We start from the raw sequence: 24,493 nt of genomic DNA, 5'->3' as shown, positions 1-24,493 counted from the left end.
CCATCATCCGATTCCCCAGTGACAGTTACATTGCACCAAACGGGGGCCGATAAGGGCACCCCTTTTCCCGCGGCATGGATCAGGTGAGGGCGGCGCTCGCCGCCTCGATGGCTTCCGGCGAGAGGACGTGGGCGATCGCCATGACGGCGGCGCCGAGCACCCCGGCGCGCTGGCCGGCGAGGGAGGGCACCACCCGCAGGTGTTCGGTGGCCAACGGCAGGGACCTCCGGTACACCACCTCCCGGATTCCGGCCAGCAGGTGCTCCCCTGCCTGCGCGAGGCTGCCGCCGATGACGATGACCGAGGGGTTGGTCAGGTTCACGCAGGTCGCCAGGACGTCCCCGATGTCCCGGCCGGCCTGCCGGATCACCTGGATTGCGGTGCTGTCCCCGGACCGGACCAGCCGGATGACGTCCGCGCTGGAGGAGAGCGTCAGCCCGGTCTCGGCGTTGAGGGCCGCGGCGAGCGCAGGCCAGCCGGCCAGTGCCTCGAGGCAGCCGGTATTGCCGCAGCGGCACCACACCTCTCCGCCGCGGGGCACCCGGACGTGGCCGAGGTCCCCGGCCGTGCCCTGGGCTCCACGCTGGATGGAGCCGCTTGAAATAATGCCGGCCCCGATCCCGGTGGCCACCTTGATGAACATGAACTCGGTGATGTCGGGCCAGTGGAACCGCTGCTCCCCCAGCGCCATGATGTTCACGTCATTGTCTACGAGCACCGGAACGGAATAGCTCCGCTGCACGAGGGCGGGGACATCGATGCGGTCCCATCCGGGCATGATCGGCGGGTTCATGGGCCGGCCCGTCTCGTGCTCGACCGGCCCCGGCAGCCCGATGCCGATGGCGGCGAGCTCGGCGACGCTGCGGCCGGTACGGGCGAGGAGCGCCCCGATGGTCTCCGTGAGCCAGCCCAGGACGCGCTCCGGTCCGTCGGTGATCGGGAGGTCCGCCTGGGCGCTGTCGAGTTCGGTGCCGGAGAGGTCGCTGAGGATCACCCGGGCGTGGGTGGCCCCGAGGTCGGCGCCGATGACCACGCGCGCTCCGGGGTTCAGGGCAAACAATGAGGGCGGACGGCCGCCGGTGGAGGCAGCACCCCCGTACGGGGCGACGAGGCCGAGCCGGATCAGGGTGTCAACACGTGAGGCGACGGTGGAGCGGGCGAGGCCGGTCAGCTGCGCCAGTTCGGCCCGGGTACGCGGCTGCCCGTCCCGGAGCAGCTGGAACACTTCGCTCGCCCCCGGTGCGGGAACCGTCGAGGGCCGGGCTCCCGTCCATGGAAGCGCTGGAAAAGATGACACGCGTTCAGTAAAGCACGCGCACTTTCACTCGTCACCTCGGCAGGTATCGAGCAAGTAGTACGCGACTTTTGAACGAGTATCGACAGAAGTTGTGAGCTCTGTCACAGTGTTTCCATGAACGGGATTCTCCACCGGCCGGTGCTCCGCGTGACCGGTCTCTCCAAGGCATTCTTCGGGGTGCCGGTGCTCCAGGAGGTGGGCCTCGAGCTGCGCGCCGGGGAAGTCCACGGCCTCGTCGGCGAGAACGGGGCCGGCAAGTCGACGCTGATGAAACTGCTGGCCGGTGTCTACCAGCGTGACGCCGGAACCATCGAAATCGACGGAGAGCCGGTGGAGTTCCACCACCCCACCCAGGCCCACCTCGCGGGCCTGTCCACGGTGTTCCAGGAGTTCAACCTGCTCCCCGACCGAACCGTGGCGGAGAACATTTACCTGGGCCGGGAGCCGCGCCGGGGCCTCCTCGTCGACACGAAGGCGATGAACCTCAGGACGTCCGAACTGCTCGACCAGCTCGGCATCGGCAACATCCGGCCCACCGCGGCGGTCAGCTCCCTGTCGGTGGCCCAGCAGCAGATCGTCGAAATCGCCAAGGCCGTCAGCTACGACGCCCGCATCATCTCCATGGACGAACCCACCGCCGCCCTCGCCGGCGCGGAGGTCGAACTCCTCTACGCCATCGTGCGCCGCCTGAAGGAACGCGGGACGGCCATCCTCTATGTCTCCCACCGGCTCAAGGAGATCTTCGATCTCTGCGACACCATCACGGTGCTCAAGGACGGGCGGATCGTCGGCACCCAGCCGGCCGCCGAACTCAACGACGCCGCCCTCGTGCGCATGATGGTGGGCCGTCCCATTTCTGCCTACTACCCTGAGGAACACCCGGGCACCACTGTGGGACGGATCCTGCTGAGCATCGAGGGAGGCGGCAACCACCAGCTCGATGCCATCGACCTCGATCTGCGGGCAGGGGAGATCGTCGGGGTGGCCGGGCTGCAGGGCTCCGGGCGCACCGAGCTGGTCGAGGCGATTTTCGGCGCAGCACCCTTCACCCGCGGCCGGGTGGAACTGGACGGCCAGCCCTTCACCGCGACTTCCCCGCGCGAGGCCATCCGGCGGCGCATCGCCCTGATCACCGAGGACCGCAAGGCGCAGGGGCTGAGCCTGAACCAGTCAATCCTCAACAACGCCCTCGGCGTCATCCGGTCGGTCTTTCCGCGGCGCACCCCCGAGGCGCGCGCGGCGACCCCCGGCATCCTGTCCTCCCTCGAGGTCGTCGCGCGGGACCTCGACCAGGAGGTGCAGTACCTCTCGGGCGGCAACCAGCAGAAGGTGGTGCTGGCCAAGTGGCTCGCCATCGACCCGCTGGTGGTCCTGCTCGACGAACCGACCCGCGGCATCGACGTCGGGGCCAAGCTCGCGGTCTACAACCTCATGCGGGCCCTCGCCGCCGAGGGCCGGGCGCTGCTCATGGTCTCCAGCGAACTGCCCGAACTGCTCGGCATGAGCAGCCGCATCGTAGTGATGCGCGACGGCCGGATCGCCGGCGGACTGCCGGCGGGCGCAAGCGAAGAACAGGTCCTCCAGCTCGCCACCGGGGCCCGGAACGAAACGGCACTTCCATGAAAATCACCTCCCGGCTCACCTCGACCCACATCGTCTACCTCGTGGTGCTGCTGACCATCATCGCCGGCACCATCCTCGTGGCCGCCGCCGGGCGCAGCTTCTTCAGCGCCGGCAACATCTCCTCGATCCTCACCGGCACCAGCGTGCTGGGCTTCATCGCCATCGGCCAGACCCTGGTGATCCTCGTGGGAAGCCTCGACCTCTCCGTGCCCTACGTGGTGAGCCTTAGCAGCCTGCTCGCGGCCGGGATCATGGCCAACCAGCCGGCCAATATCCTCCCCGGCGTCCTCCTCGCCCTGGCGGTGGCCGCGGTCATCGGCCTCATCAACGGGCTCGTGGTGTCCGGGCTGAAGGTCCACGGCTTCATCGCCACCCTGGGCACGGGCCTGATCATCAGCGGCTATCTGGCCACCAACTACAAGGGCAGCTCCGGGCAGGCACCGCTGTCCTTCCGGCTGGTGGGGGCCACCGGCCTCGGACCGGTGCCCATCTCCACCCTGATCATGCTCGCCTGCGCCGCCGTCGTCCTGCTGGTGCTCGACCGCACCCGGCTCGGGCACTCGATGTACGCCGTGGGGGGCGACATCAACGTGGCCCGCATGTCGGGCATCCGCACCAGCACCCCCATCATCGCCGCCCACATCATCTGCTCCGTCCTGGCCGGCATGGCGGGACTGCTGCTGGCGGCGCGGCTCGGCGTGGGCAGCCCGACCATCGGCAGCCAGGGCGGCTACGACCTGCTCTCCATCGCCGCCGTCGTCCTCGGCGGCACCCTGCTGGCCGGCGGGAAAGGGTCGCTCGTGGGAACCCTTGGAGGCGTCCTGATCTTCGCGATGATCGACAACATCATGAGCGTTCTGCAGATCAACCCCTTCCTCAAGGATGTGGTGCGCGGCATCGTCATCGTGGCCGCCGTCGCGGTCTACGCCGGGCGCCGGGTGGTCAACCGGACCGCCCGCTTCGATGACACCCCTCAGGAAACCGTTTCGACCCGGCAGGAGGTCGGCGCATGAGCACCCTCGCCCCGGACCGGAAGGCCGAACTGCGGCGCGACCGTTCTCCACGAAAGGACCGCCTGCTGCGCGGCATGCGCACCCCCGGGGGCGCGGTGTTTCTCCTGCTGCTGGTCCTGCTCGCCGCCGTCATCTTCGTCAACCCCTCCTTTGGCGAGCCGGGTTCCCTGATCCGCTTCATCGGCCGCACCGCACCGATCGCGATCGCGGCGATCGGGCAGTACTTCGTCATCGTCTCGGGCGAATTCGACCTCTCCATGGGCTCGGTGGTCACGGCCCAGGTCATCATCGCCGGGAACCTCATCGGCCAGGACGACGCGAAGGTCCTTCCCGTGCTGCTCCTGATGCTGGTCTTCGGCGCGCTCATCGGCCTGATCAACGGTCTGGTGACGACGCTGCTGAAGATCCCAAGCTTCATCGTCACCCTCGGCATGATGCTCGCACTGCTGGGCCTGGTGCTCTACTGGACCGGTGGCGCCGCCACCGGAAACCCCGCTGACTCCTTCCGCCAGATCGGCCGCGGCGGCATTGAGAACATTCCGGTGCTGGAGATCCTGCCCTACCCGGTGCTGATCCTCCTGGCCATCGCCGCCGGGGCCTTCTGGCTGATGCGCCGGCCCTACGGGCGCACCCTGGTCGCCGTCGGCGACAACGCCCGCGCCGCGGCCCTGACCGGGGCCCGCGTGTGGTGGATCCGCACCCGCGCCTTCATCCTCTCCTCGCTCGCCGCCACAGTCGCCGGCATCATTCTGGTCGGTTATGCCGGGGTGCACCCCTCGGTGGGGCGCGGCTACGAGTTCACGGCCATCACCGCCGTCGTCCTCGGCGGGGTGGTCCTGGGCGGCGGACGCGGCTGGGTGCTCTCCGCGGCCGCCGGGGCCTTTGCCCTGGAGATGCTCTTCGCGCTGCTGAACTTCGCCGGCGTCGCATCGACCTGGCGCGACACCGTCCAGGGCATCATCATCGTCGCCGCGGTCGCGGCCGGAGCACGCACCTGGGAGCGCCGCCGGCGCGGGGCATCCAGCGCCACCCACGACAAGCAGACACCAATCGCACAGCCGCCCGCAGTGGGCGCCAATGAGGGAGGAAAATGATGCGCCGAAGCATCCAGTCAAAGGTCACGGTGGTCGCAGCGGCAGCGCTGCTCGCCCTGACCGCGTGCACCACCGATCCATCCATCGAGAATCCGCCGGCCGCCGAGACCGAAGGCGGGGAGGCGGCGACCACCCCGGCCGAGGAGTGGTTTGACCAGGAGGCGTTCGACGAGCAGTCCGAGCAGCGTTCGGCGAGCTTCATCGGCGACCCGGAGCAGCCGTGGCTCCAGTACCTCGAGGGGGAAATGACCGACACCTCCGAGTTCGCCTCCGAGGGTGCCAAGAAGGTGTGCTTCGCCAACGCCTCGATCTCCAACCCGTGGCGCCAGACCGGCTGGATCACCATGAACCAGCAGCTCGAGGTGCTCCAGGAGCAGGGCGTGATCTCCCAGATGGAGACCCGGGATGCACAGGACGACGACAACACCCAGATCGCCGACATCGACTACTTCATTGCCGAGGGCGACTGCGACGCCTTCATCATCTCGCCCAACTCCACCGCCGCCATGACCCCGGCCGTCGAGCGGGCCTGTGAGACCGGGAAGCCCGTGATCGTCTTCGACCGCGGCGTCGACACCGACTGCGCCACCACCTTCATCCACCCGATCGGCGGTTTCGCCTGGGGCATCGACACCGCCGAATTCCTTGTGGACAACCTCGAGGAGGGCGACAAGGTCGTGGCCCTGCGGATCCTCCCCGGCGTCGACGTGCTCGAGCAGCGCTGGGCGGCGGCGGAGAAGATCTTCCAGGAGAACGGCATCGAGGCGACCGACTACTTCACCGGGGCCGACCCGACCGAGATCAAGAAGATCATCTCGGATGAGCTGGCCACCGGCGACGTGCAGGGTGTATGGATGGACGCCGGCGACGGCGCCGTCGCGGCCATCGAAGCCTTCGAGGACGCCGGCAAGGACTACCCGGTCATGACCGGAGAGGACGAGATGAGCTTCCTGCGCAAGTGGGAGGAGACCGGACTAACCGGACTCGCGCCGGTGTACTCCAACTTCCAGTGGCGCACCCCGCTGCTGGCTGTCGAGCGCATCTTCGCCGGCGAGGAAGTGCCCAAGGAATGGGTGCTTCCGCAGACCCCCATCCCCGAAGAGGAACGGGCCGACTTCCTTGCCTCGAACGAGGGCATGCCGGACGGCCATTACGCCAAGTTCGGCGGCACCGACCTCCCGGGCTACCCGGAGGTCTGGCAGGAACGCCAGATTCCGTAACCGGCCGGCAGCACTTTCAGGAGGCAGGGCAGCATGCACCGCAGCATCGGCGTCAACACCTGGGTATGGGAATCCCCGCTCACAGACGCCACCCTGCCTCCGCTGCTTGCCCGCATCGCCGCCATGGGCTTCGATGCGGTCGAACTGCCCCTTGAGAACGCCGGGGACCTTACCGCGGAGGCGGTGCGGGCCGCCCTTGGCGGACTGCAGCCCTTCGTGGTCGGGGCCATGGCCCCGGGCCGGGACCTCGTCCTGGCCGAGGAGCCGGTGATTGCCCGGACGCAGGGCTACCTGCGCGCGTGCATCGCTCTGGCCCGGGACATCGGTGCCGGGGCGGTATGCGGGCCGTTCTACTCCTCCACCGGCCGGCTCTGGCGGATGGACGAGGCGGCGCGGCGGGACGCCTACGACCAGCTGCGCCGGAACCTGGCCCCGCTGGCCGAGGAGGCGCTGGAGTCCGGCGTCGTGCTGGGAATCGAACCCCTCAACCGGTACGAGACCTCGCTGCTCAACACCACCGCGCAGGCGCTGGAGGCGCTCGGGCCGCTGCTGGGCCGGGGCGTGGGCCTGGCCCTGGACACCTACCATCTGGGCATCGAGGAGCGCTCCTCGGCGGACGCCATCCGGGCCGCCGGGGAGCATCTGGTGCACCTTCAGGTCTGTGGCAACGACCGGGGCGCCCCGGGCGGCGACCAGACCGACTGGACCGGCATCTTCACGGCCCTCGACTCCATCGGTTACCGGGGCGCGGTCAACATCGAAAGCTTCACGGCGGACAACGCCAGCATCGCCACGGCCGCCTCCATCTGGCGCCCTCTCGCGGAGTCGCAGGACGCCCTGGCCCGGGACGGCCTGCGGTTCCTGCGCTCAGTCCACGCCGCCGCCCTCTAAGGAGATTCCTACATGACCACCACCGTTCCGGCACCCGCCCCTTCCCCGTCCGGCGTTTCGGCGGACCCCTTGGGGGTGGCGGTCCTCGGCTATTCCTTCATGGGCAAGGCCCACTCCAACGCGTGGCGCAATGTGAATGCCTTCTACCCCTCGCCGCGGGTCGCCCAGAAGGTGCTGGTGGGCCGGGATCCGGCGCAGGTCCGGGAGGCCGCGCGGCAGTTCGGCTGGGAGGAGAGCGCCACGGACTGGCGCTCCGTGCTCGAGCGGGACGACATCGCCATCGTTGACATCTGCACTCCCGGGCACCTCCACGCCGAGCTCGCCATCGCCGCCCTGGAGGCGGGCAAGCACGTCCTCGTGGAGAAGCCGCTCGCGAACTCCGTGCCGGAGGCGGCGCTCATGGCGGCGGCCGCGGTGGAGGCCCGCTCCCGCGGCGTGCAGTCGATGGTCGCCTTCAACTACCGCCGGCTGCCGGCGCTGGCCCTGGCCCGTAAGCTCATCGCCGAAGGCCGGCTCGGGGAGGTCCGGCAGGTGCGCCTGAGCTACCTTCAGGACTGGCTCTCGGACGAGGGCGCTCCGATGTCCTGGCGCCTGCGCAGGGAAACCGCCGGCTCCGGCGCCCTCGGCGACCTCGCCTCCCACGCCGTCGACCAGGTGCTGTTCCTCCTCGGGACGCCCATCGTCTCGGTGTCCGGAACCGTGAACACCTTCGTTCCAACGCGGGAGGGCGGGCACGGACCGGAACCGGTCACCGTCGATGACGCGGCCTGGGCGACGCTGCGGCTGGGCAGCGGCGCCGTGGCCAGCCTCGAGGTCTCCCGGGTCGCCACCGGCCGGAAGAACGCGCTCCAGATCGAGGTATTCGGCTCCCGCGGCGGGCTGCAGTTCGACCTGGAGCGGCTCAACGAGCTGAGGTTCTTCGACGCCGGAGCCCCGGCCGAGGCCCAGGGGTACGGCACGATTCTCGCCACAGAGCCCTCCCACCCCTACCTCGAAGCGTGGTGGCCGCCCGGCCACCTACTAGGCTGGGATTCGACGTTCACCAGCCAGGCCGCGGACCTGCTCCGGGCGATCGAGTCCGGGACGGCGCCGTCCCCCTCGTTCGAGGACGGGCTCGCGGTGCAGCGGGTGCTCGAGGCCCTGCAGGTCAGTGCGGCCCAGGGCAGCCGGGCGGTGGACCTGTAACGCCGGAGGCCGGGCCCCACGCCCGCTTCCCGAACCGAGGAGATGCTGAGTGGGACGAAACTACACGCTGTTCACGGGCCAGTGGGCCGACCTGCCCTTCGAGAAGGTGGCCGAACTGGCCGGCCAGTGGGGGTACGACGGGCTGGAGATCGCCGTCTCCGGGGACCACCTCGACGCCTGGCGGTGGGACGACGACGCCTACATCCAGGACCGGCTGGACATCCTCGAACGCAACGGACTGAAGGTCTGGGCCATCTCGAACCATCTCAAGGGCCAGGCGGTGTGCGACGACCCGATCGACTTCCGGCACGAGGCAATCGTGGGGCCGAAGGTCTGGGGCGACGGCGACCCCGAGGGCGTGCGCTCCCGGGCCGCCGAGGAGATGAAGCTGACTGCACGCCTGGCGCAGCGGCTCGGCGTGAAGACCGTCGTGGGTTTCACCGGATCCTCGATCTGGCAGTACGTCGCGATGTTCCCGCCGGTCTCCGCCGAGGTGATCGAGGCCGGGTACCGGGACTTCGCGGACCGGTGGAACCCCATCCTCGATGTGTTCGACGAGTGCGGCGTCCGCTTCGCCCACGAGGTGCACCCGTCGGAGATCGCCTACGACTACTGGAGCACCCAGCGTGCCCTGGAGGCCATCGGGCACCGCGAGGCGTTCGGCCTGAACTGGGATCCGAGCCACTTCCTGTGGCAGCAGATCGATCCTGTGGGGTTCATCTCCGACTTCGCCGACCGGATCTACCACGTGGACTGCAAGGACACGAAGATGCGGATGGGCGGCGGGCGCAACGGCATCCTCTCCTCGCACCTTCCCTGGGGAGACCAGCGCCGGGGCTGGGATTTCGTCTCGACCGGCCGCGGGGACGTGCCCTGGGAGGCAAGCTTCCGGGCCCTGACGGCCATCGGCTACGACGGGCCGATCTCGGTGGAGTGGGAGGACGCGGGCATGGACCGCCTGCAGGGCGCCCCTGAGGCGCTGGCCTTCCTGAAGTCCTTCGACTTCGCCCCTTCCGGCGCCTCCTTCGACGCCGCCTTCAAGCAGTAGCAGGGCCCTGACGTCGAGACTGCAGCTCACCACGCTCTCCCTGGCTCGGAGCGTGGTGACCTGCGGTTTCGGCGAGGAACGGAGCCGACAGGGAAGGGGCCCCGTACGTCGGCGGCGGGGCCGTCTCCCGCCGAGTGTGCAGATCACCACCTTTTGCCGCACCCAGAGGGTGGTGATCTGCAGTTTCGGCGGTCCGCACAGGGGTCCCTCCCCCGCGCCCCGCCCCGCGCTCCACCCCGCCACGGGCGCCCCGCCCAGACGCGCCCGGTCCCGCCTGCCTCGCCGCCTTCCACCCCCTCACCGGCGCCGCAACCCATCCCGCTGCCAGCTTTTCGCCTTGACAGCCTTGTCCTCCGCTGTAATCTGGATCACAGCAGAAAACCGGTTTTTCAGCCGCATCAGGCGGAGGGCGCGCTCCGCGCCGCCGGAATACTACTGAGGAGACACACATGGGATCACTTGAGGGCAAGGTAGCACTCATCACCGGCGCCGCTTCCGGAATGGGCAAGGCGATGGCGGTCGGGTTCGCCGGAGAAGGCGCGCATGTCGTTATCGCCGACCTGAACCTGGACGGGGCGAAGGAAGCCGCCGAGGCCATCCGCGCCACAGGAGGATCGGCCTCGGCCGTGTCCCTGAACGTCGCGGATCCCCAGCAGTCCAAGGCCGTCACCGAAGACATCGTGAACGAGCACGGCCGGATCGACATCCTGGTCAACAACGCGGGCATCGGCCTGATCAAGCCGCTCTGGGAGACCACCCCCGAAGAGTGGGACCGCATCATGAACGTCAACGTCAAGGGCCTGTTCTTCCTGACCCAGGCGGTGTGCGAACCGATGCGCAAGCAGCGCAGCGGCAAGATCATCAACATGGCCTCCATTGCCGGCCGCCGCGGCGAGGCGCTCGTCGCCGCCTACTGCGCCTCCAAGGCCACCGTCATCTCCATCACCCAGTCCACTGCCATGGCCATGGCCGAGTACGGCGTCAACGTCAACGCGATGGCACCGGGCATCGTCGACACCCCCTACTGGAAGGAAGTCGACAAGCAGTTCGGCGAGATCACCGGAAAGGCCGAGGGCGAGACGTTCAAGAGCGCCGCCGACAACATCCCGCTGGGCCGCACCTCCGTTCCCGAGGACGTCGTGCCGCTGGCGATCTTCCTCGCCGGCCCCGGCTCGGACTACATCACGGCCCAGACCTACAACGTCGAGGGCGGAATGGTCATGAGCTGAGCCTTCCGGCTCAACCCCATCCCCAACCTGTTCCCGAAAGGACAGTCGTGAGCTTTTCCCTCCTGAGCGAGAACTCCCTGCTTGGATCAACACCCGCCATGCTGGTCGGCGGACGGTGGGTCTCCACCGACGAAACCCGGCCGGTCGACAACCCGGCCACCGGCGACGTGCTCACCGAAGTGCCCGAGGCCGGCCCGGAGCACCTCGAGGAAACCCTCGCCGTCGCCTACAAGGCCCAGAAGGACTGGGGCCGGCGCACCTACGCGGAGCGCGCCGATGTCCTGGCCGCCGTCATCGACACCGTCGAGGAGCACGCCGAGGAACTGGCGCAGATCGTCGTTGCCGAACAGGGCAAGACGATCACCGAGGCGCGCGGGGAAATCGGCGGGGTCAAGGCCTTCTTCGACTTCGCGCTCACCCAGAAGTACCGCAACGTCGGCGAGGTGGTCGCCTCCTCGGCGGCCAACCGCCAACTGATGGTGCGCGAGGAACCCATCGGCATCGTCGCGGCGATCATCCCGTGGAACTTCCCGGCGGCGATCTTCGCGCGGAAGGTCGCCCCCGCCCTGATGGCCGGCAACGCCATCGTGCTCAAACCCAGCGAGCTGACCCCCCTGTCGGCCCTCGCCATGGCGAAGGTCTGCGAGAAGGCGGGCGTCCCGGCCGGCCTGGTGAGCGTCCTCACCGGCGGGGGCCGGAGCATCGGCAAGGCCCTCGTCGAGCACCCGCTGGTGGGCATGGTCACCGTGACCGGATCGACCCGCGCGGGCCGCGAAATCCTGGCCCAGGCGGCGCACAAGGTGATCCCGGTGTCCCTCGAGCTGGGCGGCAAGGCCCCCGTCATCGTCTTCGACGACGCCGACCTCGACCTGGCGGTGCAGGAGGCCTTCGAATCGCGGTTCTGGAACTGCGGGCAGGTCTGCACCTGCAACGAGCGCACCTACGTCCAGCGGGGCGTGCACGACGAGTTCGTGCGGCGCCTCCTGGAGAAGGTGAACGGGCTCGTGGTCGGCGACCCGCTGGACGAGGGCAGCCAGATCGGCCCCAAGGTCTCGCAGGCCGAATGGGACAAGGTCAAGGCCTTCGTCGACGGCGCGGTCGACGCCGGTGCGCGGCTTGAGACCGGCGGCGGCCGGCCTGAGGACCTCGCGGACGACAAGGGGTTCTGGTTCGCCCCCACCGTCCTGACCGGCGTCAGCAATGAAATGGACATCGTGCAGCAGGAAGTGTTCGGCCCGGTGCTCCCGATCATCCCCTTCGACACCTACGACGAGGTGGTGGAGTACGCCAACTCGACCGACTACGGCCTCACCGCGTACGCCTACACCGAGGACTTCCGGACAGCCCTCTCGCTCACCGAGGACCTCGAGTTCGGCGAGGTGTACATCAACCAGACCGGCCCCGAGCAGGTGCAGGGCTTCCACACCGGGTGGAAGATGTCAGGTCTGGGCGGCGACGACGGCCAGCACGGCTTTGAGCGCTACACCCGCAAGAAAACTGTCTACCTGGACTACCGGCGCGGCAGCTAGCCGCGTCCGTCTTTTGAGGCCCCGCCACAGCTGTCGGGGCCGCAGCCGAGCACGAAACTCAACAAGGAAGTTGGAATCATGAATCTGCACGCCACCCCGATCCTCAAGTCCCTGGCCTGTGCCGCAGTGCTGGGCTTCGCCCTGACCGGCTGCACCAACACGGGGACCACCACCGGGGGCTCCGGAGGCGGCTCCGAGACCCCTGAGGGAACTCAGCAGTCCGTCGCCTCCTCCGAGGGCCCAACCTGCTCCATTGAGGACTACGGAGCCGAGAAGATCGACCTGAAGGACGCCGTCGTCGGGTTCTCCCAGTCGGAGAAGGAAGACAATCCCTTCCGCATCGCCGAGACGCAGTCGATCAAGGATGAAGCCGAGAAGCTGGGGGTGAAGAAGCTGATCACCACCAATGCGCAGTCGACCCTGTCCAAGCAGATCTCCGACATCCAGGACATGATCTCCCAGGGGGCCCAGGCGCTCATCGTCGCTCCCCTGAACTCCGACGGCCTGGAGCCTGCCCTGCAGGCGGCCCGGGACAAGAACATCCCGGTCATCACCATCGACCGCAAGGTCAACGCGACCCCCTGCGAGGACTACGTCACCTTCCTGGGCTCGAACTTCGTGGAGCAGGGCAAGCGCGCCGCCGACCAGCTCATCGAGGGCACCGGCGGCAAGGCCAAAGTCGCGATCCTCCTGGGGTCCTCGGGCAACGCCGTGACCACCGACCGGACCAAGGGGTTCAAGGACCAGGTTGCCGCTGAAGCCCCCGACGTCGAGATCGTCGCCGAGCAGACCGGCGACTTCGCCCGTGACAAGGGCCAGTCGGTCACCGAGCAGCTGCTGCAGGCCAACCCGGACATCACGGCCATCTACGCCGAAAACGACGAGATGGGCCTGGGTGCCCAGGCGGCGATTGTCGCAGCGGGCAAGACCCCGGGAGAGGACATCCAGATCTACTCCATCGACGGCACCCGGAACGCGGTCGAACAGATCACCGCCGGCTCCTACAACGGCGTCATCGAATCCAACCCCCGCTTCGGTCCGCTGGCCTTCCAGACCCTTGTCGACTTCATGGACGGCAAGCCGGTGGGGCAGAACATCATCATCGCCGATTCGGAATACGACCCCTCCAACGCTGCCGAGCGGGTCAACTCCGCGTACTGATTCCCCGGGGGCGGGGCCGCACCGGTCCCGCCCTCCACCAACGTCACACGAAAGGCAGCAAACGTGACAGAGCAGCTCAGCACCGCCGCGCCAGCGCCCGTGCTCGAAGCCCGCGGGGTGGGCAAGACCTTCACCGGAGTCACAGCCCTGCAGGGCGTCGACTTCACCCTCCGCGCTGGTGAGAGCCTCGCCCTGATGGGAGAGAACGGCGCTGGGAAGTCGACGCTGATCAAGGTCCTCACCGGGGTGTACCAGCCGGACGAGGGCGAATTGTTCCTCCACGGCGAGCCGGCCAGCTTCGCCAAACCGGTCGACGCCCAGCACGCCGGGATCAGCACCATCTACCAGGAGGTCAACCTCGTCCCCCTGATGACGGTGGCCCAAAACATCTTCCTGGGCCGCGAACCACGGAACCGGTTCGGCCTGATCGACTTCCGTAAAATGCAGGAGGACGCCCGCGCCCTCCTGGCGACGTACGACATCCACGTCGACGTGCGCCGTCCGCTGCGCAGCCTGGCCCTGGGCATGCAGCAGATGGTCGCGCTCGCCCGGGCCGTCTCCATCGACGCCCGCGTGGTCATCATGGATGAACCGACGTCGTCGCTCGAGGCCCGCGAGGTGGAGACCCTCTTTCGGGTGATCGGGATGCTCCGCTCGCAGGGCATCGCAATCGTCTACGTCAGCCACCGGATGGACGAGATCTTCACCATCTGCGAAACGGTCACGGTCCTGCGGGACGGCAAAGTGGTCCACAACGGGCGCCTGGCCGACCTGTCACGGGTCGAACTGGTGGCGCTGATGCTCGGCCGGTCGGTGGAGAAGGTCAAGCGCGGCGGCGTGACCGCCTTCGGCGAGGTCAAGGAGGGCGAGGGCGAACCGGTCCTCACCGCCCGGGACATGAGCCGCAAGCACCAGATCAGCGGCATCGGCCTGGACATCCGCCCCGGCGAAGTGGTGGGCCTGGGCGGCCTGCTCGGCTCCGGGCGCTCCGAGACGCTCAAGGCGATGGCCGGGGTCATGCAGCTGGACGAGGGAAGCCTCACCGTGGACGGGAAACGCGTCCGCAGCGGATCGGTCGCGGCCGCCATCAAGGCGGGCGTCGTCATGCTCCCCGAGGACCGGAAGGCCGAAGGCATCATTCCGAACCTCTCCATCCGCGACAACATCGTCCTGGCCGCCCTGCCGCGCCTCTCGCGTGCCGGGTTCACCTCTCGCGCCAAGCAGGATGCCATCGTCGACGTCTTCATGAAGCGCCTCCGCATCAAGGCCGCGAGCCCCAACCAGGTGGTGTCGGAGCTGTCCGGCGGCAACCAGCAGAAAGTCATGATCGCCCGCTGGCTGGCCATGAACCCGAAGGTCCTGCTGCTCGACGAGCCCACCAGGGGAATCGACGTCGGCGCCAAGGCGGAGGTCCAGGCGCTCATCAACGAGCTGGCCGACGAAGGCCTGGCGATCGTCCTGGTCTCCTCCGAACTCGAGGAAGTCGTCGAGGGATCCGCGCGCGTCGTCGTCCTGCGCGACGGTTCCGTCGAGCGGGAGCTGCGCGGCAGCGAGGTCACCGAGCACCACCTCATGGCCGCGCTGGTGGGAGAAAACCACTCACCGGCCGAAGAGTCACCAGCTGAGATTAAGGAACGCCTGTGAGTACCGTAACGTCCGCTGTCCGCCTGCCGCAGAAGGGATCGGCGCTGGTCTTCCTCCAGCGGTACGGCGTGTACCTGGCCATTGCGCTGCTCCTGCTGTTCAACCTGTTCTTCACCCCGAACTTCATGACGATCGATAACTTCCGCGTCCAGTTCATCCAGGTGGTTCCGGTGCTCATCGTGGCCCTCGGCATGGCCCTGGTGATCGGCACTGAGGGCATCGACCTCAGCGTCGGTGCCGTCATGGCCCTCTCCGCCGCGGTGATCCCCCTCTACATCGGGTACGGCCCGCTGCCGGCGGCGATCCTTGCGGTCCTCGCCGGCTGCCTGATCGGCCTGGCCAACGGCACAATGATCGCGCTCATCGGGGTACAGCCGATCGTGGCGACCCTCTCCCTCATGGTCGCCGGGCGCGGCATCGCCCTGCTGGTGGCCGACGAGCAGCTCAAGTCCGTCATCGACCCGGGCTTCCTGGCCCTGGGCCGTGGAACCATCGCCGGGGTGCCCTACAGCGTCCTGCTCGCCTTGGTCCTCGTGGGCCTGGTGGCGGTGCTGGTGAACCGGACAACCTTCGGCAAGCAGCTGGTCTCCATCGGCGGAAGCCGGCGGGCCGCCGAGCTCGCCGGACTGCCGGTAAAGCGCGTGCTGATCACCATCTACATCCTCGCGGCCGCGCTCGCCTCCATCGCCGGCATCATCCAGACCGCACGGCTCAGCGCCTCGGTGCCCTCGACGGTCGGGAACCTCATCGAACTCTCGGCGATCACCGCCGTCGTGATCGGCGGCACCCCGCTCAGCGGTGGCCAGGTGAAGGTCCTGGGGACCGTCGCCGGCGCCCTGCTCCTTCAGCTCATCGCAGCGTCGCTGATCAAGCACAATGTGCCCGATGCGTACTCCCAGATCACCCAGGCCGTCATCATCCTCCTCGCGGTCTACCTCCAGCGTGGAAAGGCGGTGCTCAAGTGAGCCTGGCCCTTGAACCCAGTGTCGGACCGGCAACGACCAAGCAGGTCACCCGCGAGCGCATCGCCGGGAACGTGCAGCGCTACGGGGCGGCAATCGTCCTGGGGCTGCTGCTGGTGGTCGGCAGCTTCGCCTTCCCGACCTTCCCCACCCTGAGCAACTTCACGAACATCGCCACCCAGTCCTCGTTCCTGCTCATCGTCGCCGTCGGCATGACCTTCGTCATCCTGACCGGCGGGATCGACCTCTCGGTCGGATCCGTTTACGCGCTCGGCGGCATCCTTGCCGCCTACGGCTCCACCTGGGGGATCGCCGGCGCCGTGCTCCTGCCGCTGCTGGTCTGCGGGGTCGTCGGCATTCTCCAGGGGCTGCTGATCGCCTACGGCGGGATGGCGCCCTTCATCGTCACGCTGGCAGGCCTGCTCGGCATCCGCGGCCTGGTCTTCGCGCTGACCAATGAGGGCGCCAACACCCCACTGATCAAGGACGCCGCGGTGACCGCCCTGGGCCAGGGCGGCATCCTCGGCCTGCGCTGGCCGGTGGTGATCGCCGTGGTCGTCGTGGTCATCGGGTCGGTGCTGCTCGCCCGCGGCAGGGGCTCACAGACGGTCCTGGCCGTCGGCGGCTCCGAGAGCGCGGCGGTGCTGATGGGCCTGCCGGTGGCCCGCGTGAAGTTCAGCGTCTACGTGGTGAGCGGCCTGTGCGCCGGCCTCGCCGGGGCGCTGAACGCGGCCTACTCCTCCTCGGGCGTGCCGACCGTCGGCGTCGGGCTTGAGCTGAGCGCGATCGCCGCCGTCGTCATCGGCGGAACGCTCCTCACCGGTGGCCGCGGCAACCTGATCGGGACGACGGCGGGCGTGCTGCTGCTGACGGTGATCCAGAACCTGATCAACCAGGTCGGCTCCCTCACCTCCTCGGTGCAGGCGGTGGTCTCAGGGATCTTCCTGGCCGTCGTGGTCATCATCCAGACGGTTCTCTCCCGCACCCAGCGGTTGTAGCCGGGCACGCGGTTGTCGGGGCGTCCTACCAGCGGTCAGCGCAGGTAGGACGCCCCGTTTGCGTCAACCACGGTTCCGCTGACCCACTCCGGCGCCTCGGTCGCCAGCCACAGCACGACGGCGGCAACCTCCTCCGGCTCGGCGACCCGGCCGAACGGGCTCTGGGCGCGGACAGCGTCGCCCTGGGCACCCTGCAGCACCGGCCGGCCCATCCTCGTGTCGACGAAACCGGGGGCGACGGCGGCGGCGACGATGCCGTGCGGGGCCAGGGCCACGGCGAGCGACTGGGTCATTGAGTGGAGCGCTGCCTTGCTCGCGCCGTACGCGGGGGTGCTCGGTTCGCCCCGGTACGCGCCGCGGGAACCGACACTGATCAGCCGCCCGCCGGCGGGCCCCCGGGAGCGGTGGATCAGGTGGTCGGCCATCAGCCAGGACAGATTGGCCGGCCCCATCAGGTTGACCTCGAGGGTGTGCCGCCAGGCCTGCTGCCAGTCGGCGTAGGAGGTGCCGTCCACGGGGTGTGAGGAAAAGACGCCAGCGTTGTTGACCAGCACGTCGATGCCGCCGAGCTCCCGTGCCGCCTCATCGAAGACACGCCGGCAGGCCTCGGGCGAGGCGACGTCGCCGACGACGACGGCGTGGCCGTCACCGGGCAGCCCGGCCCGCACCCGCTCGGCGGAATCGGCGTCATGCCCTGCGTGCACGGCCACCCGGTGGCCGGCGCCCGCGAGCGCGTTTGCAATGGCGGCGCCGATGCCGCGCCCGGCGCCTGTCACGAGGCTTGAGGTTGTCTGGGTCGATGTCGTCATTCCGGCGACGATACCGAACCGGGACCCGGGGTGCCATCGGATTCCCCGGAGGTGGCGTTCCGCGCGAGTTCCACGGCGGCGGCGGACATTTCGTCGGAGAGTTTGAGGACGTCCCACACCCCTGTGAACCGCAGATCACCACTGAAGGCCGTCACGGTGGTTCCGCCGCCGGTGTGCTCGGCGAAGAAGTGGAGAAAAACCGGCTGCTTCAGGTAAACGGACGCCTCCTGGTGCCGCAGCCCCGTGGTGTCCCAATCCTTGCCCAGCTCCACCCAGAGCGAGGATTCAACCTTCCGGGCGGTGGCACCCGGCCGGGCGAACTCGGTCCGCAGTGTCGAGAGCGCTTCGGAAACCTCCTGGGGCGAGGTCCAGGATTCCCTGGTCGAGAACCGTCCGGCGGCCGTGCTCTGCATGACCTCAGAGGGCAGCCGGACCGGCCTGCGCAGGTAGCCACCCCGGGTGAAGAGCACTGCAAGCACAAAGATCGACGGGTAGAAGAAGAGCCCGGGAAGCAGGCCCAAAAGCAATGAATCCCCTGCCGTCTCCGTCCAGGCGGTAAGGGCAAACCACGCGCCGACCACCACCAGCACCGCCATTGTCCGGCGCAGCGGCGTGGTGAAGTACAGCATCAGCCGCTGCACCCAGCTCAACTCCTCGCCGGGCGGCCCGCCGCCGGCGCCCCCATTCGGCCGGTCCGAAGTCATGCGCCAGTGTCGCACGGGCCGGGCATTTCCGGCAGGGGGAAACCTGCACGGAGACCCGGCCCGCGGCCGACACCTCCTAGGAGGACGCCTTGGCTTCCTTGTACTGGTGGGGCAGCTTCATCGACTTCCCGGCGAGGACCGCGCGCAGCCGGTCCGGGTAGTCAGTAATCAGCCCGTCGATGCCGAGGTCGATCAGGCTGGACATGGTGGCCTCGTCGTTCACCGTCCAGGGGATGACCTGCATTCCCGCAGCGTGCGCCCGCTGGACCATGTCGGCGGTGACGTAGGGGACGTAGTTGCCGTCGATGACCGTGCCGTTCTGCGGCGAGCCGTGCACCGGTGAGACCGCGTCGAAGCCCAGGAAGGAGGCCGCCTGGACGAGATCCCCGCCGAAGTCGTCGGCGTCGATGCCACCGAGCCAGGGCGAGGCGCCGGGCTGTCCGACCTGCAGGAAGTCCTTATTGGTGAGGGCGACGGTCGGAATCTCCGGCGCCTGCTGCTGCACCAGGCGCAGGGCGCCCCAGTCGAAGCTCTGGATGGAGGCCCGGCGCTCCATGCCGGCGGCCCGGATTTCCCGCAGCGCCACCTCGACGAACTGCTCCCGCGGGGCGGTCTGTTCCGGGGCGCCTGCCTCCACCTTGGTTTCGATGTTGAACTCGACCTGGCTGGCCCGGTGCGCCCTCACCAGGGCGAATAGTTCGGCCAGGGTCGGCATTTTCGCGCCCGGCACCGTGACCTGGCCGGGGTGGGAGGGGTGCGCCTGGGATCCGCAGTCGAGGGTGCGGACCTGGTCGAAGGTGAGGTCCTTGACGTACTTGCCGGCGTAGGGGAACTGCGGGTCGCCGGGGACCACGGGCGCGGTGTCGGCGCACTTCCGGGGATCGATCCGGCGGTCGTGGGTGATCACCTCCCGGCCGTCCCGGGTGATCTGCAGGTCAAGCTCGAGCGTCGAGACCCCCGTGCGCAGCGCGGCGGCGAACGCCGGGAGGGTGCTCTCCACGGTGAGGCCGATCCCGCCGCGGTGGGCCTGGAGGTCGAAGTGGGCGCCGGCGGCCGGCGCGGAGTGGCCGTTGGTGGCCGGAGCGGGAGCGGTCTGTGCGGCGGCGGGGGCGGCGGTGCCGAACGCCAGGGCGAGGCAGAGGGCCGCTGTGGCGGGAAGGTGTCGTGGTTTCACTGGAGCTCCTGGTCGGGGGCAATTTGCCCTTCCACCGTCGCGGGGATCGGCGAACGGACCGGGTCCGGAAGGTGACCGGGGCCCCGACTCCCCCTTAACATCCGGCTAACCGGCCGGGATCCCCGCGGCGGCCGTCAAGGTCCGGGCCGGGTGGCGCGCACGGTGCCGGCCCGGACACAATGGCGGTACATCCTGCCTAAGGCGAAGAGGAGCCGTGACAGCTGAAACGATCAGGGCCGCGGGCCCCGGTGACCTGGAGCGGTTTCTCCCGCGGTCCGTCGACGGCGGGCGGACCCTGCTCGGCATCACCGGGCCGCCGGGCGCCGGAAAGTCGACGCTCGCCCGCGCACTGGTGGACGCGGAACCCGGCCGGCGCGGTTACGTGCCGATGGATGGATTCCATTTTGCCGATCAGGAGCTGGTGCGCCAGGGCCTGCGTGATCGGAAGGGCGCCCCGGAGACCTTCGACGCCTACGGGTACGCCGACCTGCTGGCCCGGTTGCGCGGCCGGCCGGCCCACACCATTTACGCGCCGGTCTTCGAGCGGAACCTTGAACAGCCCCTCGCCAACGCCCTTCCGGTGGCGCCCGGACTTGTGCTGCTCATCACCGAGGGCAATTACCTGCTCCTCGATGCTCCTGGGTGGCGGGAGGTTCACGGGCAGCTGAGCGAGGTGTGGTTCGTCGACGTCGATCCCTCCGTGCGGGTGCAGCGCCTGATCGACCGGCATGTCCGGTTCGGCAAGTCCGAGGACGCCGCCCGCGCCTGGGTGGAGCAGGTGGATGAGCCGAACGCCCGCCTTATCGACGCGACGAGGGCCGCCGCCGACCGGGTGATTGACCTGACCGACTTCGCCGTCCCCGGCGCCGGCTCCCCGGTGGAGCACCGGCCCATGGACAGCTAGGGCGACGTGCGGCAGGTTCCGGGGCCGCTCACGGTCGCAACCGTGCGGAATGGGGGTTGGACTACGCGGTGTCGAGGTGACGCTTGAGGGAGCCGAGAATGTCCGCCAGGGACTCCAGTTGCTCCGGCGTGAGCGCATCGGCGAACAGGGCCTTGACGGCCTTCAACTGCGGCACGGACGCGCGGCGGAAGGCGTCGGCGCCGTCATCAGTAAGGCACACGATGGCACCGCGGTTGTCCGTCGGGCACTCCTCACGGCGGACGAGGGCCCGCCTTTCCATCCTTCCGATGTGGTGCGAGAGCCTGCTCCGCTCCCAGTTGACGGCCGATGCCAGTTCGGAGGAGCGCATGCTGCGGTCCTCCGCCTCGCTGAGAGCCATCATGATCTCGTAGTCCTGCGCGGAGAGGTTCGACGCGCCCAGGACCCCACCCATCCGGCGCGAGAGCGCTGCGGTCGTATCGTGCAGTTCCCGCCAGGCGATGAGTTCCGCTTTCTTCAGGGCGCGGCGCGGGACAGCGGCGTCCTTGACGGTGGCGCCTTCGGTGTTGGTGGTCACGGTTCCTCCTTCGCCCTCCCGTTGGGGATGTTCCAATATAGGCCCCCGGGGTGTCATTCGAGCGACACGGCGGTTCCTCGAAGACTCGAAAGTCACAGCGAGGATCAGGACCTCATCGGCCCAGGAGCCGGTGTCCTGCGCTAGGCCTCAGCCGAAGCGTCCTTCGCGGCGGCACTGGCCTTGCGCTGCCGGTAGGAGCGCATCGCCATCTTCGTGCCGCAGGGGTTGGCCCTGCAGTAGGCTCCGGCCCCATTGCGGGTGCGGTCGTAGAACGCCGTCTTGCACTGCGGATTACCGCAGGCCTTGACCCTGTGCCACCGCTCTTCAAGCGTGGTGACGGTCAGGGCTGCCACGACCTGGCCCAGGACCGCCGCGAACCCGGACTGCAGGGGGACGAGCTTCTCCCGGGGCGAGAACGGCATGGCCGTAAGGGGGTGCGCCGCGCCGATCTTCGCGATGGCGTCCTGCGCCCGCGCCACCTCCTCCTCCGAGACGGCATGGCCGGCGTTGTGCAGCATGCTCACGACCAGGGCGTCACGGAGCTCCTTCGCGGCGGCGAGGTCCGCAGGTGTGAGGGCCAGGCCCTCGGGGGCCCCCATGCGCTGGGAGAGCCAGTGGGAGAGCTGGTCTGGACTCCCCCATTCCTCGCCTTTTTCCGCGGTCGCCTTGGTATTGGTGAAGGCCATGAGTGCCTCCACTCCTGGAGTAGCGGTTAGAACCGACGGGCTGGATGATGTGCTCACGCGTCAAGTATACACCCCTTTGTTACGTCAAATTACTTTGAACATAACAAGAGAGCGAGAAGGGGTTGTATGTAATGTGCTAAAGCGCTATGATCATAACATGATTACTTCACAGACGCCCACCGAGGCGAAGACATGGTTTATCACTGGCGCATCGAGCGGCATTGGCCGTGAGCTTGTTCTCGCGGCTCTGGGTCGGGGCGATAGTGTCGCTGCACTGTCGCGGAAGACCGCGCCGCTGGATGATCTGGCGCGCGAGTACCCGAACCGCCTGCTGCTGCTGAGCGCCGACGTGGCGGACGAAGCGGCGGTCACCGCCGCCGTATCGCGCACCGTTGAGAATTTCGGGACGATCGACATCGTGGCGAACAACGCCGGTTACGGGCTGTTCGGCGGCGTCGAGGAGGCAACCGATACGCAGGCGCGTGCCATCTTCGACACGAACGTGTTCGGCGTGCTCAACGTCCTGCGCGCGACCCTTCCCGTACTGCGGGCCCAGCGAAGCGGCCTGATCCTCCAGGGTTCATCGCTCTACGGGCAGTTCGCGCACCCGGGTGTCGGAATGCTCGCCGCGACCAAGTTCGCGGTCGAAGGTCTCTCCGAGGCCCTGGCGCAGGAGGTTGCCCCTCTGGGCATCAAGGTCAGCATCGTCCAGCCCGGCGCCACCGAGACGCCGTTCCTGGCGAACCTTGCCTTCGCCGAGCCCATCGAGGCCTACGACGGAACCGTGCGGGCCGTGCAGAAGGCCATCGGTGAGATCCCGGCCGGATCCGGCATCGACCCGGCCGCCGCCGTGGCTGCCCTGATGGCCGTCGTCGACTCGGACACCCCCCCGCTGCGCATCGCCCTGGGCGAAGCGGGTGCAGACCAGATGCGTGCGGCTCTGAACGGCCGCCTCACCGAACTGGACGCCTGGTCCACCGTGACCGCTTCGGCCGACAAGAAGTAACACTCCCACCAACCCCCACTCAACCCGACCGGTCGGCACCCATGGAGGTGCCGACCGGTCGCCGCGTTCATGGCACCGCACCTCCGGTGCAGCACCGCAGGTGCGCGTCGTCACCGGCGCAGCCCGTCCGGGTCCGCGGCGGGGGAAAGCGCCGTTTCCGGTCAGGCAGTCCGGAAGGCCGGGGTGGCGAAGACCCCTGCGGGGTCGGCCGCGGCCCGGATTTCGGCCAGCCGCTTCGCGTTCTCGCCGAAGTAAGAGGTCCCCGGATCGGTGAGGGTGGAGTCGGAGTAGTTGAAGTAGGCGCCTTCACCCCAGAACGGGACCATGCTGGCGCGGGACTGCCGGACAAACTCATCGAAGGGAACGGGATCCCCGCCCTCCTCATAGGTGGCGGTGTACTGGACGGTGGCGTAGGCGCCGCGGTGCCCGAAGGCGGTCGAGTCGGCCGGCAGCTCGCGCACCGCGCCCCCGAGGGCATCCAGCGACACCCCCGTCTCGATGGCTCCCAGCCGGTGGCCGAGCACGCACCGTTCCACCAGCACGGCGGCGCCGTCGGCGTCCAGCAGGTCGTAGGGGACATGGGAGGTGGCGCTGAAGGCTTCCCGCCGGAGCGCCCCGCCGTCACCGGTGGTGCACTGATCCACGGGAACCCCGGCGCACCCGGCGTAGGTGAACATCACCTCCGTGTAGGTCCGGTCGGGCCGCACGCTGTTCACCAGCGGCAGGACTCCGGCCGCCTCGTGGAGGCCCGCGACCTGGGCGTCGAGTTCGGCGGAGGGACCCGTCCAGGTCACGGTGAGCTGGATGGTCGGCCCGTCGTGCCGGGCTCCGCTGAGCAGCTTGAGCGTTGACCAAAGCCGGGGATCCGCCTCGGGAGCCCACTGCTGCCACGCAAGGATGACGGGCACGGCATCGGTGAAGGCCCATTCGAGGAACACGGTGGTGATGGTGGGAGCTGGGACCGTCTCGAAGGTCAACGATGTCACGATGCCGACCTGCCCACCTCCTCCGCGGCAGGCCCAGAGGAGGTCCTCGTTCTCGTCGGGGCTGGCAGTCAGGATCTCCCCGTCGGCCGCCACGAGCTCCACCGCCCGCAGCGCGTCCGAGGTCAACCCGTACGCCCTGGTCAGCACTCCCACGCCGCCGCCCAGGGTCAGCCCGGCGACGCCGACCGTGGCGCAGGAGCCGCCGGCCACCGCGCGTCCCCTCGCGCCCACCGCGCCGTAGACCTGAATCAGCGATGCGCCGGCCCCGACGACGGCAGCGCCCGAGTCCTCCACCGTGATGCCGGAAAGACCGCGCAGGTCGATAACGAGCGAGGGTGCCAGGCCCGCCTGCTCCACGTCTCCCGAGGAATACCCTGAGTAGCTGTGGCCCCCGGCCCGGACGACGAAGGGCACGTCCGCCTCCCCTGCGAAGCGGACCGCCTGTGCGACGTCGTCCGCGGTGGCCGCCGCCAGCACGGCGAGCGGCAGGGCGCCGTCGAACCGTGGGTTCTCGACCCTCTTCGCGTCCTCGTAGCCGTCGGCACCCTCCAGGTACAACGACCCGGAGATCCTCGACCGGAGGCTCTCCCAATCCGGAGCGGCCGGCGGTGGCGCCACGGTGGGCGGCGAGGTCTGCACGACCGTCGGCGTTGCAGGCCGGGAGCAGGCCGCCAGCACAGCGGCGGCTCCGCCAAAGGCCACCGCAGCGAGGAAAGTCCTCCGGTCCACAGAACTCATCAGTCGAGCCTACGCTTCCGGAGCCAAGCCCCCGTG

22 protein-coding genes are annotated in these 24,493 nt (G+C 68.8%); 15 read left to right on the top strand and 7 right to left on the bottom strand.

Annotated features, from left to right (window positions below; genetic code table 11):
* Nucleotides 1-79: 79 nt before the first annotated feature.
* Nucleotides 80-1,297, bottom strand: coding sequence for an ROK family transcriptional regulator (locus E2F48_RS08080; protein WP_133403510.1), 1,218 nt, complete (start codon nucleotides 1,295-1,297; stop codon nucleotides 80-82).
* A 114-nt stretch (nucleotides 1,298-1,411) separates the two neighbouring features.
* On the opposite strand from E2F48_RS08080, the gene E2F48_RS08075 reads away from it, so the two are divergent.
* The 13 genes from E2F48_RS08075 (at nucleotide 1,412) to E2F48_RS08015 (ending at nucleotide 16,894) form a co-directional block, all read left to right on the top strand.
* Nucleotides 1,412-2,920 (top strand): sugar ABC transporter ATP-binding protein, encoded by a 1,509-nt coding sequence (locus E2F48_RS08075; protein WP_133403509.1) that lies wholly within the window; start codon nucleotides 1,412-1,414, stop codon nucleotides 2,918-2,920.
* Entirely contained in the window at nucleotides 2,917-3,933 is a 1,017-nt protein-coding gene (locus E2F48_RS08070) for an ABC transporter permease (protein ID WP_133403508.1), read from the top strand. The genes E2F48_RS08075 and E2F48_RS08070 overlap by 4 nt, the downstream gene beginning before the upstream one ends.
* On the top strand, nucleotides 3,930-5,027 hold the full coding sequence (locus E2F48_RS08065; RefSeq protein ID WP_133403507.1) for an ABC transporter permease: 1,098 nt from the start codon (nucleotides 3,930-3,932) through the stop codon (nucleotides 5,025-5,027). The genes E2F48_RS08070 and E2F48_RS08065 overlap by 4 nt, the downstream gene beginning before the upstream one ends.
* Complete coding sequence (locus E2F48_RS08060; RefSeq protein WP_133404104.1) at nucleotides 5,027-6,247, top strand: substrate-binding domain-containing protein; 1,221 nt, start codon at nucleotides 5,027-5,029, stop codon at nucleotides 6,245-6,247. The genes E2F48_RS08065 and E2F48_RS08060 overlap by 1 nt, the downstream gene beginning before the upstream one ends.
* Nucleotides 6,248-6,280: 33 nt before the next feature.
* Nucleotides 6,281-7,138 (top strand): sugar phosphate isomerase/epimerase family protein, encoded by an 858-nt coding sequence (locus E2F48_RS08055; RefSeq protein WP_133403506.1) that lies wholly within the window; start codon nucleotides 6,281-6,283, stop codon nucleotides 7,136-7,138.
* A gap of 12 nt (nucleotides 7,139-7,150) precedes the next feature.
* A complete protein-coding gene (locus E2F48_RS08050; protein WP_133403505.1) occupies nucleotides 7,151-8,323 on the top strand; it encodes a Gfo/Idh/MocA family protein in 1,173 nt (390 codons plus the stop codon).
* Nucleotides 8,324-8,372: 49 nt separating this feature from the next.
* On the top strand, nucleotides 8,373-9,371 hold the full coding sequence (locus E2F48_RS08045; protein WP_133403504.1) for a sugar phosphate isomerase/epimerase family protein: 999 nt from the start codon (nucleotides 8,373-8,375) through the stop codon (nucleotides 9,369-9,371).
* 449 nt (nucleotides 9,372-9,820) lie between these two features.
* A complete protein-coding gene (locus E2F48_RS08040; RefSeq protein ID WP_133403503.1) occupies nucleotides 9,821-10,600 on the top strand; it encodes a glucose 1-dehydrogenase in 780 nt (259 codons plus the stop codon).
* Between the two features lie 47 nt (nucleotides 10,601-10,647).
* Complete coding sequence (locus E2F48_RS08035) at nucleotides 10,648-12,129, top strand: aldehyde dehydrogenase (RefSeq protein WP_246018697.1); 1,482 nt, start codon at nucleotides 10,648-10,650, stop codon at nucleotides 12,127-12,129.
* Between the two features lie 78 nt (nucleotides 12,130-12,207).
* Nucleotides 12,208-13,290, top strand: coding sequence for an ABC transporter substrate-binding protein (locus tag E2F48_RS08030; RefSeq protein ID WP_133403502.1), 1,083 nt, complete (start codon nucleotides 12,208-12,210; stop codon nucleotides 13,288-13,290).
* Between the two features lie 63 nt (nucleotides 13,291-13,353).
* Nucleotides 13,354-14,934 (top strand): sugar ABC transporter ATP-binding protein, encoded by a 1,581-nt coding sequence (locus tag E2F48_RS08025; protein WP_133403501.1) that lies wholly within the window; start codon nucleotides 13,354-13,356, stop codon nucleotides 14,932-14,934.
* Nucleotides 14,931-15,899 carry an ABC transporter permease gene (locus E2F48_RS08020; RefSeq protein ID WP_221411655.1) on the top strand — a complete coding sequence of 323 codons (969 nt, stop codon included), beginning with the start codon at nucleotides 14,931-14,933 and terminating at the stop codon, nucleotides 15,897-15,899. Before E2F48_RS08025 ends, E2F48_RS08020 begins: the two co-directional genes overlap by 4 nt.
* The gene (locus tag E2F48_RS08015; protein WP_133403500.1) at nucleotides 15,896-16,894 is read left to right on the top strand and encodes an ABC transporter permease; all 999 of its coding nucleotides are present in this window, start codon (nucleotides 15,896-15,898) and stop codon (nucleotides 16,892-16,894) included. The genes E2F48_RS08020 and E2F48_RS08015 overlap by 4 nt, the downstream gene beginning before the upstream one ends.
* Nucleotides 16,895-16,929: 35 nt before the next feature.
* On the opposite strand, the gene E2F48_RS08010 is transcribed toward E2F48_RS08015, so the two are convergent.
* The 3 genes from E2F48_RS08010 to E2F48_RS08000 form a co-directional block, all read right to left on the bottom strand.
* On the bottom strand, nucleotides 16,930-17,703 hold the full coding sequence (locus E2F48_RS08010; protein WP_133403499.1) for an SDR family NAD(P)-dependent oxidoreductase: 774 nt from the start codon (nucleotides 17,701-17,703) through the stop codon (nucleotides 16,930-16,932).
* The gene (locus E2F48_RS08005) at nucleotides 17,700-18,407 is read right to left on the bottom strand and encodes a hypothetical protein (protein ID WP_133403498.1); all 708 of its coding nucleotides are present in this window, start codon (nucleotides 18,405-18,407) and stop codon (nucleotides 17,700-17,702) included. Before E2F48_RS08005 ends, E2F48_RS08010 begins: the two co-directional genes overlap by 4 nt.
* Before the next feature lie 76 nt (nucleotides 18,408-18,483).
* A complete protein-coding gene (locus tag E2F48_RS08000) occupies nucleotides 18,484-19,581 on the bottom strand; it encodes a glycerophosphodiester phosphodiesterase (RefSeq protein WP_133403497.1) in 1,098 nt (365 codons plus the stop codon).
* Between the two features lie 214 nt (nucleotides 19,582-19,795).
* Between E2F48_RS08000 and E2F48_RS07995 the strand changes: the two genes are divergently transcribed.
* Nucleotides 19,796-20,485 (top strand): nucleoside/nucleotide kinase family protein, encoded by a 690-nt coding sequence (locus E2F48_RS07995; RefSeq protein WP_133403496.1) that lies wholly within the window; start codon nucleotides 19,796-19,798, stop codon nucleotides 20,483-20,485.
* A gap of 61 nt (nucleotides 20,486-20,546) precedes the next feature.
* Here the strand turns inward: E2F48_RS07995 and E2F48_RS07990 are convergent, their stop codons facing one another.
* On the bottom strand, nucleotides 20,547-21,041 hold the full coding sequence (locus E2F48_RS07990) for a MarR family winged helix-turn-helix transcriptional regulator (RefSeq protein WP_246018695.1): 495 nt from the start codon (nucleotides 21,039-21,041) through the stop codon (nucleotides 20,547-20,549).
* A gap of 140 nt (nucleotides 21,042-21,181) precedes the next feature.
* On the bottom strand, nucleotides 21,182-21,784 hold the full coding sequence (locus E2F48_RS07985) for a CGNR zinc finger domain-containing protein (protein WP_133403494.1): 603 nt from the start codon (nucleotides 21,782-21,784) through the stop codon (nucleotides 21,182-21,184).
* A gap of 100 nt (nucleotides 21,785-21,884) precedes the next feature.
* Between E2F48_RS07985 and E2F48_RS07980 the strand changes: the two genes are divergently transcribed.
* A complete protein-coding gene (locus tag E2F48_RS07980) occupies nucleotides 21,885-22,733 on the top strand; it encodes an SDR family NAD(P)-dependent oxidoreductase (RefSeq protein WP_133403493.1) in 849 nt (282 codons plus the stop codon).
* Nucleotides 22,734-22,894: 161 nt separating this feature from the next.
* Here E2F48_RS07980 and E2F48_RS07975 read toward each other — a convergent pair whose 3' ends face one another.
* Nucleotides 22,895-24,457, bottom strand: a complete 1,563-nt coding sequence (locus tag E2F48_RS07975; protein WP_133403492.1) for an FAD-binding oxidoreductase — start codon at nucleotides 24,455-24,457, stop codon at nucleotides 22,895-22,897.
* Nucleotides 24,458-24,493 lie beyond the last annotated feature (36 nt).

This window comes from Arthrobacter crusticola (assembly GCF_004357995.1).
Taxonomy (GTDB): domain Bacteria; phylum Actinomycetota; class Actinomycetes; order Actinomycetales; family Micrococcaceae; genus Arthrobacter_D; species Arthrobacter_D crusticola.
This window is presented reverse-complemented; position numbering and strand designations above follow the sequence as displayed.